Here is a 13,359-nt window from a genome sequence, read left to right as displayed (position 1 = left end):
CCTGCGACTCTCTATTTGCGCAAAAAACGAGCAAGTCTACACCCCTCGACGGGGCAGAACAAAACTCAGCAGAAATAGCGCGGCGGCCGTCACCACAATCGACGGGCCGGCCGGGGTGTCCTTGAACCAGGACAGCGCCAGCCCGCCACACACGGCGAGTATGCCCAGCAGGCTCGCGCCCAGTGCCATCTGTTCCGGCGAGCGAGCGTGACGTTGTGCCGCAGCCGCCGGGATGATCAGCAACGAAGTAATCAGCAATACGCCGACGATTTTCATCGCCACGGCAATTACCACGGCGATCAACAGCATTAACGCCAGGCGCAATCCCGCCACGGGCAAACCTTCGACCCTGGCCAGTTCTTCATGCACCGTGATCGCCAGCAATGGGCGCCACAACGTAACCAGCAAGACCAGTACCGCCGCGCTGCCGCCAAGAATCCAGGCCAGATCGGTCGGGCTGATCGCCAGCAGGTCACCGAACAGATAGGCCATCAGGTCGATCCGCACTTCGTGCATGAAGCTTAGTACCACCAGGCCCAGAGAGAGCGTGCTGGGTGCGAGAATTCCCAAAAGTGTGTCGGATGCCAGCGGCTGGCGTTGTTGCAACGTCACCAGCATCACCGCCAACAGCAAGCAGCCAACAGTGACGGCAACGGTCGGGCTGACATCCAGCAAAAAGCCCAGGGCCACGCCGAGCAATGCCGCGTGGGACAGGGTGTCGCCGAAATAGGCCATGCGCCGCCAGACCACGAAAGACCCCAGCGGGCCTGCGACGACGGCCAGGGCCAGGCCTGCAAGCAGGGCGTAGAGCAGAAAATCAGCCATGCTTGCAGCTATCTCCGTGAACATGGGGTTGGCCCGACGCGGGCGCCTTGACCACCGAGCCATGCAAGTCGTGGGCGTGGTCGTGATGGTGGTGATAAATCGCCAGGCTTTGTGCGTTCTTTCCGAACAGCTCGACGAAAGCCGGATCGCCGCTGACCTGCTCGGGATGGCCGGAACAGCATACGTGACGATTGAGGCAAACCACCTGGTCCGTGGTGCTCATCACCAGATGCAAATCGTGGGAGACCATCAGCACACCGCAACCATGACGGTCACGCAGGCGGGTGATCAGGCTGTACAGCTCGGCCTGGCCGGCCACGTCGACACCCTGTACCGGTTCGTCGAGTACCAGCAGTTCCGGTTCGCGCAACAAGGCACGGGCCAGCAACACACGTTGCATTTCGCCACCGGAAACGCTTTGCACCGGGCTGTCGATCACCTGTTCGGCGCCGACTTCCTTGAGTGCAGCCAAGGCCATCGCACGGTCCACCCCCGGTACCAGGCGCAGGAAACGCAGGACCGACAGCGGGAGGGTCGGATCGACATGGAGTTTTTGCGGCATGTAACCGACCCGCAGTTTCGGCTTGCGCCAGACGCTGCCGCTGTCCGGTTTCAACAGGCCGAGCACGGCACGCACCAGGGTGGTTTTGCCTGCGCCGTTGGGGCCGATCAGGGTAACGATCTGCCCCGGCTCGACGCTCAGTTCGATGTTGTCCAGCACCGGTTGCCCGGCGAACGTGACGGCAACCTGCTCAAGACGGATCAGCGCGTTGCTCATCAAGCCCCCTGGCAACCGGAGCAGAGACCGACCACTTCAACGGTCTGGCCTTCGACGACAAACCCGACATCCCTGGCGCTGGCGATGATCGCGTCGCTGATGGATTTTTGCTCAAGTTCGATCGCGGCGTGGCACACACGGCAGATCAGGAACTGACCCTGGTGAGCATGTTCCGGGTGGTTGCAGCCGATGAAGGCGTTGAGCGAGGAAATCCGATGGACCAGGCCGTTTTCCAGCAGGAAATCCAGCGCGCGGTACACCGTCGGCGGTGCGGCGCGACGACCGTCCTGTTCGCTGAGGACCGCGAGAATGTCGTAGGCACCCAAAGGCTTGTGGCTTTGCCACACCAGCTCCAGCACTCGCCGGCGCAACGCGGTCAGGCGCAGACCTTGACGTGCGCACAGGGCATCGGCCTCGGACAAAGCGCTGTGAACGCAATGTGAGTGGTCGTGGGGACGGCTGGCGATCGGTGTTTTTAGCATGAGCGGCGACGAGGTTTGTGAGAGACGTTATTATGTTACCCGTTCTCGCCTCTTCGAGTGGTCATCGTGTCCCGACTTTTTTCTGTTTTTGTCGTATTTATCGCAAGTTTTCTGCTGATCGGTTCGGCGCAGGCCGAGGTCAAGGTCCTTACCAGCATCAAGCCTCTGCAACTGATCGCCGCGGCGGTGCAGGATGGCGTGGCGATCCCCGAGGTTTTGCTGCCACCGGGTGCCTCACCACATAACTATGCGTTGCGTCCTTCCGACGTACGCAAGGTGCAATCGGTGGACCTGCTGTACTGGATCGGCCCGGACATGGAGGGCTTCCTGCCACGGGTGCTCAATGGTCGTACGTTGCCCAACGTCGCCGTGCAGGATTTGCCGGGCATGAAACTGCGTCACTTTGCCGAAGATAACCACTCCCACGCTGAAGAAGCCGACGAACACGACCACGATCACCGTCCGGGCAGCCTGGATGCGCACTTGTGGCTGTCGCCGGTCAACGCCCGGGTCATCGCCACGAAAATGGCGGCTGACCTGAGTGCCGCCGATCCTGCAAATGCCGCGCGCTATCAGAGCAATCTGAAAGCCTTCGACGAGCGTCTCGATGCGTTGGATGCGCGCCTGAAGAAGCGCCTGGCCGATGTTCAGGGCAAGCCCTACTTCGTTTTCCACGAAGCCTTCGACTACTTCGAAGACGCCTACGGCCTCAAGCACGTGGGTGTGTTCAGCGTCGCGGCCGAAGTGCAACCCGGTGCCCAGCATGTCGCGGCGATGCGCGCGCGATTGCAGGAAGTCGGCAAGACCTGCGTGTTCAGCGAACCGCCGCTGCGGCCCCGTCTGGCGGAAACTCTGGTGGCGGGTTTGCCGGTGAAACTGGCTGAGCTGGATGCGCTGGGCGGGTACACGCCGGCGACGGCCCAGGGCTATGAGCAGGTGTTGGAGAAATTGGGGAATGATCTGGCGGGGTGCCTGGAGTCGTTGTAACCGACACCAGACCCTGTGGGAGCGAGCTTGCTCGCGAAGGCGGCATTACATCAACATCAATGTTGACTGACCTGCCGCTATCGCGAGCAAGCTCGCTCCCACAGGTCAAAGCCTTTAAAGGGCGAAAGGCAACGGCGTATTGACCGTCTGCCGCTGCGCCAGGCGCAACTGGAACTCCATCGGATCGTGAATCAACACATCCTGTCCGGCAAACGACTCCGCCGCGATCAGGCGTGACAACCAGAACCGTACGCAAGCCACCCGCAGCATGGTTGGCCACAACTCGGCTTCGGCGGCGGTGAACGGTCGCAAGGCCGCGTAAGCGCCCAGCAAGGCCCGCGCTCGCGGTCCATCGATTACGCCATCGTCGTCCGAGCACCAGTCGTTCAAGGCAATCGCCACGTCGTAGAGCATCGGCCCGGAGCAGGCGTTGTAGAAGTCGATCAGCCCGGTCAGGTGCGTGCCTTCGAACATCGCGTTGTCGCGGAACAGGTCGGCGTGAATATTCGCCCGCGGCAATGCCAGGATTTTTTCTTTCTGCCGGGTGATTTCTTCCAGCGCCCGTTGCAGCAGGTCTTTCTGTTCGGCATCGAGGTGCGACAAAAACTGCGTGCCCTCCTCCAGCATCCAGTCCAGGCCGCGATCGGTTTTGCGCTTGATCATATTGGCCTGGGTCGCCAGGTGCAGATGGCCGAGCAATTCACCCACCTGCGCGCAATGTTGCGCGTTGGCTTGCTTGATGTGCTTGCCGGCCAGGCGCGGTTGCAGCAACGCAGGTTTGCCCGCCAGTTCGCGCAAGGCCACGCCGTCTGTGGTGCGCAAGGCGTAAGGCACCGGCAGGTCGGCGCCGTGCAGTACGTCGAGCAGTTCGATGAAGAATGGCATCTCCTGAACCGGACCGCGCTCGACCAGGGTCAGGACAAATTCGCCCTGCTCCAGGCTGATAAAGAAATTGGTATTTTCGCTACCGGCGGCAATCCCCTGGAAATCAAGCAGGCGGCCGAGGCCATAAGGGGCGAGAAAAGCTTCCAGCTCGGGCCGAGCCAGGGGGGTGAACACAGACATGTTTAAGCTGCCAGTACGGGCGCCGTTGTTGAGCCGGCGCCGATTAAAGTTAAGGACGACTTACCACTTAAAAATTTCCCACGCCGGAATCAGCATATCCGGGTAGTCGGAACGGACGAAGTTTCCCTCCGAGCCATCCGCGCGCACCAGGAAATACGGTTTGCCAACCTTTGGGGTGACCTTGATGGCGTACAAAAAGCCGTTTTGCCGGTATTCCTGAATGAGTTTATCCCCTTCCGTGCGAATGGTGACATCCGGGTCCGCCGATGGCGCATCGTCCGCCGCCATCACGGCCGATGGTGCGATTGCAAACAAGCCAGCCAGCAACAGGCGATTTAGTGTGCGCATGATAACCTTGTCCCTTTGTCGTCAACGGTCCCGCTATTCTAGCGCCGGACCCGCCGAAAAGGTTGATCCTGCTCATGAGCCAAGCCCCCCTCGTCCTGGTGGACGGTTCTTCTTACCTGTACCGCGCCTTTCACGCGCTGCCACCGCTGACCACGTCCAAAGGCCTGCCGACCGGCGCGGTCAAGGGCGTGCTGAACATGCTCAAGAGCCTGCGCAAGCAATATCCGGACAGTCCGTTCGCCGTGGTGTTCGACGCCAAGGGTGGGACTTTTCGCGATGAGATGTTCGCCGAATACAAGGCCAACCGTCCGAGCATGCCCGACGATATGCGCGTGCAGATCGAGCCGCTGCACCAGAGCGTGATCGCCCTGGGCTTCCCGCTGCTGTGCGTCGAAGGCGTCGAGGCCGATGACGTGATCGGCACCCTGGCCCGCAGCAGCGCGGCGGCGGATCGTCCGGTGATCATCTCCACCGGTGACAAGGACATGGCGCAACTGGTCGACGGTCACATTACCTTGGTCAACACCATGACCGGTAGCAGCATGGACGTGGAGGGCGTGAAGGAGAAATTCGGCGTCGCTCCGGAGCAGATCATCGATTATCTGGCGCTCATGGGCGATTCTTCCGACAACATTCCGGGTGTTCCAGGCATCGGTCCGAAGACGGCTTCCGGCCTGCTGGTCGGTGTGAACGGCGGTCTGACCGAGCTCTATGCGCAACTCGACATCGTGCCGACCCTGCCGATTCGCGGCGCCAAGACCCTGCCGGCCAAGCTCGAAGAGCACAAGGAAATGGCCTTCCTGTCCTATCAGCTGGCGACCATCAAGGTTGACGTGCCACTGGACGTTGGCCTCGACGACCTGAAAATGGGCGCGGAAGATCCTGCGAAACTCTACGAGTTGTACTCCCTGCTGGAGTTCAAGAGCTGGCTGAACGACCTTGATCGCGACGCCAAACGCCTGGAACTGAGCGCTGCTACCGAGCCAGCACCGGCCGCCGATCTGTTCAGCGAACCAGAGGCCGAAGCACCGGCCGTCGCTGCTGAAGCCGCCTATGAAACCATCCTCGATCAAGCGCGGTTCGATGCCTGGCTGGAAAAACTGAACAACGCCAGACTGTTTGCCTTCGACACCGAAACCACCGGCATCGATGCGCAGCAGGCGCAACTGGTGGGCCTGTCGTTCGCGGTTCAGGCTAACGAAGCGGCCTACATCCCGTTGACTCATTCCTACATCGGCGTGCCACAGCAGCTGGATCGTGACACGGTCCTGCGCGCGCTCAAGCCGATTCTGGAAGATCCGAACAAGCTCAAGGTCGGCCAACACGCCAAGTTCGACATGAACATCCTGGCCAACTGCGCCATCGGCGGCGATCAGGACAACGGCATTACCGTGCGTGGCATCGCCTTCGACACCATGCTTGAGTCCTACGTGCTCAACTCCACGGCCACCCGCCATGACATGGACAGCCTGGCGCAGAAGTATCTGGACCACACCACGGTAAGTTTCCAAGACATCGCCGGCAAAGGCGTGAAACAGCTGACGTTCGACCAGATCGCCCTGGAGCAGGCCGGGCCTTACGCCGCCGAAGATGCAGATATCACCTTGCGTCTGCACCATGCCCTGTTCGAAAAACTCTCGGCTATTCCGAGCCTGGCCAGCGTACTGACCGACATCGAAATCCCGTTGGTGCCGGTATTGGCGCGTATCGAGCGCCAGGGCGCATTGGTCGACGCCGCCTTGCTGGGCGTGCAAAGCATCGAACTGGGCGACAAGATGGTGGCGCTGGAGCGTGAAGCCTTCGAGATTGCCGGCGAGGAATTCAACCTCGGTTCGCCCAAGCAACTTGGCGTGATCCTATACGAGAAGCTCGGCCTGCCGGTACTGAAGAAAACCGCCAAGGGCCAGCCATCGACCGCCGAAGAAGTGCTGGCCAAACTGGCAGAAGACGACTATCGATTGCCGAAAGTGCTCATGGAATATCGCTCCATGAGCAAGCTGAAAAGCACCTATACCGACCGTCTGCCGGAGCAGATCAACCCGCGTACCGGGCGGATCCATACCTCGTATCACCAGGCGGTGGCGTCCACCGGGCGGCTGTCCTCCAGCGATCCGAACCTGCAGAACATCCCGGTGCGCACCGCCGAAGGGCGTCGCATCCGCCAGGCCTTCGTGGCCCCGGTCGGTTACAAGCTGCTGGCGGCGGACTATTCGCAGATCGAACTGCGGATCATGGCGCACCTGTCCCGGGATGAAGGGCTGATGAACGCCTTCCGCCACAATCTGGACGTACACACCGCGACCGCCGCCGAAGTGTTCAAGGTCGAACTGGCCGAAGTGACCTCCAACCAGCGCCGCAGTGCCAAGGCGATCAACTTCGGCCTGATCTACGGCATGGGCGCGCAGAAGCTCGGCAAGGACATCGGCGTGGACACCAAGACCGCCAAGGCCTACATCGATACTTACTTCGCCCGGTACCCCGGCGTTCGCCAGTACATGGACCGCACGCGTGCCCAGGCCGCCGAGCAAGGTTATGTCGAGACGTTCTTCGGCCGTCGCCTGTATCTGCCGGACATCAACTCCAACAAGCCGCAAGAGCGCGCCGCTGCCGAACGCACGGCAATCAACGCACCGATGCAAGGCACCGCTGCGGACATCATCAAGAAAGCCATGGTCGCGGTGGATAACTGGCTGACCGCGTCGGGCCTCGATGCCAAAGTCATCTTGCAGGTGCACGATGAACTGGTGCTCGAGGTGCGTGAAGACCTGGTCGACCAGGTTCGCGATGAAATTCGCGTACACATGAGCGAGGCGGCGAAGCTGGATGTGCCGTTGCTGGTCGAAGTGGGTGTTGGAAATAACTGGGATGAGGCTCACTGAGCCTTCTTGTAGGAGCGAGCTTGCTCGCGATGGAGTGTCAGACACATCGATTTCGACTGAAATTCCATCGCGAGCAAGCTCGCTCCTACAGAAAATTGTCGAGTTCTGCTGCGGCATAGTGCCGCGGCAGAAGGGCGTAAAAAAACAGCTTGGGCCGGAGGGCTATCAGAGTTATTTCAAAGCTCTCTGAAAAAAATCTGAACTAATCTTGCGCACCACCACTCAGAGTTACTGAATGGCTGGTGAAGCCCTTCGATGCTCCTATGTTGTGTTAAGTGTTGGCAGATATCTGGACCCCGCCCTAGCGGTCTAGAGCTTCAACCCCGGAACTTCTCCCTCCCCATATGAAGCCCGGGGTTTTTTTTGCCCCGAGAAAAACTGTCTGTGATGCGCTCAGGCTGCGTTAAAAGCGCGGCTCGAAATGCTCATTTAGGCCCCTAAACTCCGCTTTCGAGCCGCGCTTTTGCCTTGCCTGAGCGCACCACAAACAGTTTTTGATATTTATTGAATCTCTGCTTCGGCACCCTTGTCCGCCAGCTCCATCCAGCCAGCCAGCACGGTGTAGGCATCTTCCAGGCCCATGCGTTTGGGGGCCGAAAACAGCTGGATTGTCACCAGATCGCCCCAACCCTTGCGGATTTCCGCCTGAACCTTGAGCAGGGTGTTCTTGGCCGCGCCATAGGTCAGCTTGTCCGCTTTGGTCAGCAGAATGTGCATCGGCATCCCGGCAGCCACGGCCCAGTCGAGCATTAGCAGGTCGAAATCGGTCATCGGATGGCGGATGTCCATCATCAGGATCAGACCCTTCAAACTCTCGCGACCACCCAGATATGCCTCCAGGTGACGCTGCCAGTGTTGCTTGAGCGGGATCGGTACTTTTGCATAACCGTAGCCCGGCAGGTCGACCAGACGGCGTTCATCGTCTAGCTTGAAGAAGTTCAACAGCTGCGTGCGTCCCGGGGTTTTCGAGGTGCGCGCCAGGCTGGCGTGGGTCAGGGTGTTCAAGGCACTCGACTTGCCGGCGTTGGAACGCCCGGCGAAGGCGACTTCGAAGCCCTCGTCATCCGGACATTGATCGACTTTGGCGGCGCTGAGCATGAAGGTGGACTGTTGGCACAGACCGAGGATGGGATTCTTGAGTTGCATGGGATTTCCGATGTGGGCGGCGCCAGGAATGGGTGCGGCAAGCAGTGTCGCTTCCGTTTCAGTGACGCCAGTATATAATGCCGCAGATTTTGTGTGCGCTTTGTCCCAGCGTAGGACGAAGTTCACGAGAGCGACAGACCTTGATTGCGCACTAGAACGCAGCTCGCTCTCAACCCTGAAAAGGTCGTTTTATGACGAAATGGCTGCTAGCTGCCGGTGTATTGATGCCGCTTTACAGCGCTCAGGCTACACAGGATCCGGAAGCTGTGTACAACCGTGTTTGTGGTGCCTGTCATTCCGGCCAACTCCCCATGGCGCCGAAAAAAGGCGATCAGGAAGCTTGGACGCCGAGGTTGGCGAAAGGTATGGAGACGCTGGTGCAACACGTGACCCAGGGTTTCAAGGCGATGCCGCCGCGTGGTTTGTGCATGGACTGCAGTGCCGAGGATTACCGAGCCATCATCCTTTGGATGAGCGAGTAAGCCCGGTCCATAACTCTTAACCCTTAGCCGTAGTTGGATTAGCTGATGAAGAAATTGATCGTGAGTCTGCTGTTGACCGTGGGCATCTCCGGCATGGCCCATGCTGCAGGTGAGGCAGTACAACCGGGTGATGCAAAAGCCGGCCAGGCCAAAGCCGCCGTCTGTGGCGCCTGCCACGGCCCGGATGGCAACAGCATGGCGCCAAACTTTCCGAAACTGGCAGGTCAGGGTGAACGCTACCTGACCAAGCAATTGCACGACATCAAGTCGGGCAAGCGCACCGTTCTGGAAATGACCGGCCTGCTGACCAACCTGAGCGATCAGGACCTGGCGGACATCTCCGCCTACTTCGCCAGCCAGAAGGGCAGCGTCGGTGCCGCCGATCCGAAGATCGTCGCTCGCGGTGAGGCCCTGTTCCGTGGTGGTGACCTGGCCAAGGGCCTGCCAGCCTGCACCGGTTGCCACTCGCCAAATGGCGCAGGTAACGCGGCTGCCGGTTTCCCGCACCTGGGTGGCCAGCACGCTCAATACGTCGGCAAGCAACTGGTCGATTTCCGCAAGGAAGAAGGTGGCCGCACCAACGACGGCGATACCAAACCGATGCAGAGCATTGCCAAGAAGCTGAGCGACGAAGACATCGCCGCGGTGTCCAGCTACATTCAAGGCCTGCACTAAGGCCGGTGGATCGGGCGTTGAACGGCGTGCTGATCGCCTGCAACGTTAACGCTCGATTAATCCGTCTCGGCAAGTATAAAAAGGGTGGCCTTGGCCGCCCTTTTTTGTGGCCGCTGCCGTTACACTACAGAACTCAACCCCGCCAGGATCTGTCTGAAAACAATCGCGCGCGGCGAAAAAATTTGTCCAGGAGTAAAGCATGCGTAATCTGATCATCAGTGCCGTTTTTGCCGCTGCCAGCCTGTTTGGCATGACTGCCCAGGCCGCCGACGCCCCAGCCGCCCCTTATGTCGAGCTGACCAATCCGGTTCCGGTTGCCGTGCCTGGCAAGATCGAAGTGGTGGAGCTGTTCTGGTACGGCTGCCCGCATTGCTATCATTTTGAACCGACAATCAATCCTTGGGCTGAAAAGCTGCCATCCGATGTGAATTTCAAGCGTATTCCAGCCATGTTCGGCGGAGCTTGGGATGCTCATGGCCAAATGTTCTTGACCCTTGAGTCCATGGGTGTTGAGCAAAAGGTTCATGCCGCGGTATTCGACGCGATCCAGAACAAAAAAATGAAGCTGATCGACAAGAATGACATGGCTGACTTCCTGGCTACCCAGGGCGTAGACAAGGATAAATTCCTGGCCACCTTCGACTCCTTTGCTATCAAGGGCCAGGTTGTTCAAGCCCGTGAACTGGCCAAGAAGTATGAAATCTCCGGCGTTCCAACCCTGGTCGTCAACGGCAAGTATCGCTTCGACGTGGGTTCTGCCGGCGGTGCCGAACAGGCCCTGCAACTGGCCGACAAACTGATCGACAAAGAGCGAGCGGCTAACAAGGCTGCCGCCAACTAAGGGCAGTCACTGCCATGCGCCGATGGGGTACTGAACGCATCGTTGGCCTGCATGATCCGCGGGTCAACGAGCATCATCTGGAATCCACGGGCCTGCCCGCAGACAGTCGTCTGCGCTTGCTCAGTTTCAATATCCAGGTCGGTATCAGTACCGAGCGCTATCGGCATTACCTGACCCGGGGCTGGCAGCACCTGCTGCCGCACACGGGGCGTGCCGATAACCTGCAGAAAATCGGCAATCTGCTAGGCGACTTCGATCTGGTCGCCTTGCAAGAGGCCGATGGCGGCAGCCTGCGATCAGGTTACGTCAATCAGGTCGAACACCTGGCCCAGCTCGGCGCCTTTCCCTACTGGTATCAACAACTCAATCGTAATCTCGGTCGCCTGGCCCAGCACAGCAATGGCGTGCTCAGCCGATTGCGTCCGTGGGCAATTGAGGATCATCCGTTGCCGGGACCAAAGGGTCGCGGAGCCATTCTGGTACGGTTCGGCGAAGGCCCGGAAGCGCTGGTGGTGGTCATGATGCACCTGGCGTTGGGCGCCCGGGCACGCAGTCTGCAATTGGCCTACATCCGCGAGTTGATCGGCGACTACAAGCATCAGGTGCTGATGGGCGACATGAACACCCATGCCAGTGACCTGCTGCAACATTCCCCGTTGCGCGATCTCGGCCTGCTTGCGCCGCAACTGGAAGCGACGTTTCCCAGCTGGCGCCCACAGCGCTGCCTGGACCATATCCTGCTGAGCCCGAGCCTGACCCTGGAAAAGGTTGAGGTGCTGGCACAGCCCATTTCCGATCACCTGCCGGTCGCGGTAGAGATTCGTTTGCCGGGTTCGCTCACGGCCGATGCATTGCCCGCGTTGAGTCCTGCCCCTCGCGGATCCCATGAATGAGCGACGAAGCACAGCGCTGGAAAGAGAAATACCTCAAAAGCATCGAACAACAGGAAAAGCTCGAACGTCGCTGGGACGCGCGGCTCGACTTGCTGCGTCGCGGGCTGGTGCGCAGCACCCTGGCAGCGGAAGGTACGGATCGCGCCGTTGACCAATGCATGAAGGAAATGCGCGAAGTCGTGCGTACCGATGACATGGACGCCGGCCTGGCTGCGCTGATTCCACGCCTGGAAAAAGCCGTGCTTGACTCCGAACAGCGTCGGGAAACCCGAGTCAACCAGACCAGTGCCGCCTTGACTGCGCTGGTCACGCAACTGCAAACATTGCCATTGCCACGGGATGTGAGTCGGCCACTCAAGAATTTCGCCAAGCACCTGGATGCGCGGGTCAGTCAGGCGCGCGAGATGCCCTTGCTGCTCAGCGAGCTGAGTGGCTTGCAGGGCAAGGCCCTGAGCCAGCTGGAGACCCCAACGGAGAACGGCCGGCCGGGCTTGCTGCAGCGGTTGTTCGGCGGTCGTGAAGCGCAGGAGACGGAGGCATCAACGGCCTCTGCTCCTGCGCTGGCTGCCCCTGTAGCCGAGAGCCCTGCGGCAAGCTGCGAGGTACCCGCTGTTGAGCGAGTCGAGGACGAGTTCGCGCCGACCGAGCCAACCGTGGCTTTTGCACCTCCGGCTGCGGAGCCTCAACCACCCAGTGCAGCCGCGGCGGAAATCGAATCGGCCGAGAAACCAACCCCGGAAACCATCGCGATATCACCTGAGTCGCAAGCGAACCCCGACGAGCTGACCGCGCAAGCATCACCCGATAGCTTGCCCTTACCTCCGATTCCGATGCAGGACGTGGCCGTCGTCGATCAGGCGTCATCCGAACACGACATTCTCTACGCACTCCCGGATTCCCCCGAGCCCTCCTACAGCTCGGTGGCCAGCCACATCGAAGACACGTTGCTGGGGCTGCTCGACGACCTGACACTGCCCGAGCGTCATCGCCCGCAAGCAGAATCCATGCGCGATCGTCTGAAAAACGGTCTGAACTGGTACGAATTGCTGCCGATTCTCGACGACTTCGCCACATTGATGCTGGCCATTACCGACAGCGGCCAGCATGAGTTCGAAGCCTATCTGCAACGACTGAACGAACGTCTCGAATCGTTCCAGAGCAACTTGCAGGCCGCCACCGCGGGACACGCCGACAACCGTTCGGCTGCGCGACAGATGGACACGCAGATCCGCGAACAGGTCGATGGCCTGCAAAGCAGCATGCAGGAAGCCGCGGACCTGGAAGATCTCAAGCACGTACTGGAAAACCATCTCGAAGGCTTGCTGGGCACCATGGACCAGCACCAGAAACAGCGCGATGAGCGCGAGCAGGAGGTCGCTGCGCGCCTGCACAGCCTGGCCGAGCGGGTCGCCCATATGGAGCAGGAGGCCCAGGGTTACCGCGAGCACCTTGAAGAGCAACGACAGAAGGCATTGGTCGACCCGTTGACCGGGCTGCCCAACCGCGCGGCCTGGAGCGAGCGCCTGGGTCATGAAGTCACACAATGGCAACAACATGGCAACACGCTGTTGCTGGCCATGCTCGACCTCGATCATTTCAAGCGCATCAATGACAACTACGGGCACCTGGCCGGTGACAAAGTGCTGAAAATCATCGCCAGCGTGTTGCGCAAGCGGCTGCGCGGAACGGATTTCATTGCCCGGTTCGGCGGCGAGGAGTTTGTGCTGTTAATGCCATCCACGGTGCCGGCGGCGGGGCTGAAGATGCTGGAAAGCTTGCGGGCCTCCATTGAAGCCTGTCCGTTCCACTTCAAGGGAGAGCCGGTGACCATCACCGTGTCTATCGGAATGACGGCGTTCAGGCCGGGTGAACATAGCGATCAGGTACTTAAAAGAGCCGATCAGGCGCTGTATCGCGCAAAAAATGCCGGCCGCAACCGAGTGGAACCGAGCTGACGG

Annotated in this window: 13 protein-coding genes; 7 read left to right on the top strand and 6 right to left on the bottom strand. The window is 60.1% G+C overall.

The window, feature by feature from the left end:
* Positions 1-36: 36 nt before the first annotated feature.
* The 3 genes from znuB to zur are packed head-to-tail and all read right to left on the bottom strand — an operon-like array spanning position 37 to position 2,085.
* A complete protein-coding gene (znuB, locus tag AC1RDQ_RS03915) occupies positions 37-825 on the bottom strand; it encodes a zinc ABC transporter permease subunit ZnuB (protein WP_057712600.1) in 789 nt (262 codons plus the stop codon).
* Positions 818-1,603, bottom strand: coding sequence for a zinc ABC transporter ATP-binding protein ZnuC (gene znuC / locus AC1RDQ_RS03910; RefSeq protein ID WP_007989407.1), 786 nt, complete (start codon positions 1,601-1,603; stop codon positions 818-820). The genes znuB and znuC overlap by 8 nt, the downstream gene beginning before the upstream one ends.
* Positions 1,603-2,085: a zinc uptake transcriptional repressor Zur gene (gene zur / locus AC1RDQ_RS03905; RefSeq protein ID WP_008045818.1), complete on the bottom strand. Its 483-nt coding sequence runs from the start codon at positions 2,083-2,085 to the stop codon at positions 1,603-1,605. The genes znuC and zur overlap by 1 nt, the downstream gene beginning before the upstream one ends.
* Positions 2,086-2,142: 57 nt before the next feature.
* Here zur and znuA point away from each other — a divergent pair, with 57 nt between their 5' ends.
* Positions 2,143-3,072, top strand: a complete 930-nt coding sequence (gene znuA / locus AC1RDQ_RS03900; protein WP_492586411.1) for a zinc ABC transporter substrate-binding protein ZnuA — start codon at positions 2,143-2,145, stop codon at positions 3,070-3,072.
* Positions 3,073-3,186: 114 nt separating this feature from the next.
* Here znuA and AC1RDQ_RS03895 read toward each other — a convergent pair whose 3' ends face one another.
* Positions 3,187-4,137: a homoserine kinase gene (locus AC1RDQ_RS03895; RefSeq protein ID WP_007969797.1), complete on the bottom strand. Its 951-nt coding sequence runs from the start codon at positions 4,135-4,137 to the stop codon at positions 3,187-3,189.
* 60 nt (positions 4,138-4,197) lie between these two features.
* A complete protein-coding gene (locus AC1RDQ_RS03890; RefSeq protein WP_057712597.1) occupies positions 4,198-4,485 on the bottom strand; it encodes a DUF2782 domain-containing protein in 288 nt (95 codons plus the stop codon).
* 74 nt (positions 4,486-4,559) lie between these two features.
* Here AC1RDQ_RS03890 and polA point away from each other — a divergent pair, with 74 nt between their 5' ends.
* On the top strand, positions 4,560-7,364 hold the full coding sequence (gene polA, locus AC1RDQ_RS03885) for a DNA polymerase I (protein WP_492586409.1): 2,805 nt from the start codon (positions 4,560-4,562) through the stop codon (positions 7,362-7,364).
* 501 nt (positions 7,365-7,865) lie between these two features.
* Here the strand turns inward: polA and yihA are convergent.
* The gene (gene yihA, locus AC1RDQ_RS03880) at positions 7,866-8,510 is read right to left on the bottom strand and encodes a ribosome biogenesis GTP-binding protein YihA/YsxC (protein ID WP_057712595.1); all 645 of its coding nucleotides are present in this window, start codon (positions 8,508-8,510) and stop codon (positions 7,866-7,868) included.
* Between the two features lie 191 nt (positions 8,511-8,701).
* Here yihA and AC1RDQ_RS03875 point away from each other — a divergent pair, with 191 nt between their 5' ends.
* From AC1RDQ_RS03875 to AC1RDQ_RS03855, 5 genes are all read left to right on the top strand, one after another.
* Complete coding sequence (locus AC1RDQ_RS03875; protein ID WP_218494524.1) at positions 8,702-8,992, top strand: c-type cytochrome; 291 nt, start codon at positions 8,702-8,704, stop codon at positions 8,990-8,992.
* 45 nt (positions 8,993-9,037) lie between these two features.
* A complete protein-coding gene (locus AC1RDQ_RS03870) occupies positions 9,038-9,667 on the top strand; it encodes a c-type cytochrome (protein WP_057712594.1) in 630 nt (209 codons plus the stop codon).
* A gap of 199 nt (positions 9,668-9,866) precedes the next feature.
* Positions 9,867-10,508, top strand: coding sequence for a thiol:disulfide interchange protein DsbA (dsbA, locus tag AC1RDQ_RS03865; protein WP_057712593.1), 642 nt, complete (start codon positions 9,867-9,869; stop codon positions 10,506-10,508).
* 14 nt (positions 10,509-10,522) lie between these two features.
* Positions 10,523-11,401 carry an endonuclease/exonuclease/phosphatase family protein gene (locus AC1RDQ_RS03860; RefSeq protein WP_057712592.1) on the top strand — a complete coding sequence of 293 codons (879 nt, stop codon included), beginning with the start codon at positions 10,523-10,525 and terminating at the stop codon, positions 11,399-11,401.
* Positions 11,398-13,356, top strand: coding sequence for a GGDEF domain-containing protein (locus AC1RDQ_RS03855; RefSeq protein WP_340312671.1), 1,959 nt, complete (start codon positions 11,398-11,400; stop codon positions 13,354-13,356). Before AC1RDQ_RS03860 ends, AC1RDQ_RS03855 begins: the two co-directional genes overlap by 4 nt.
* Positions 13,357-13,359: the final 3 nt, after the last annotated feature.

The sequence above is a fragment of the Pseudomonas sp. GW823-FHT02E01 genome, from assembly GCF_058797535.1.
Note: the sequence above shows the minus strand (reverse complement) of the source record. Positions and strands in the feature narration are given on the sequence as shown.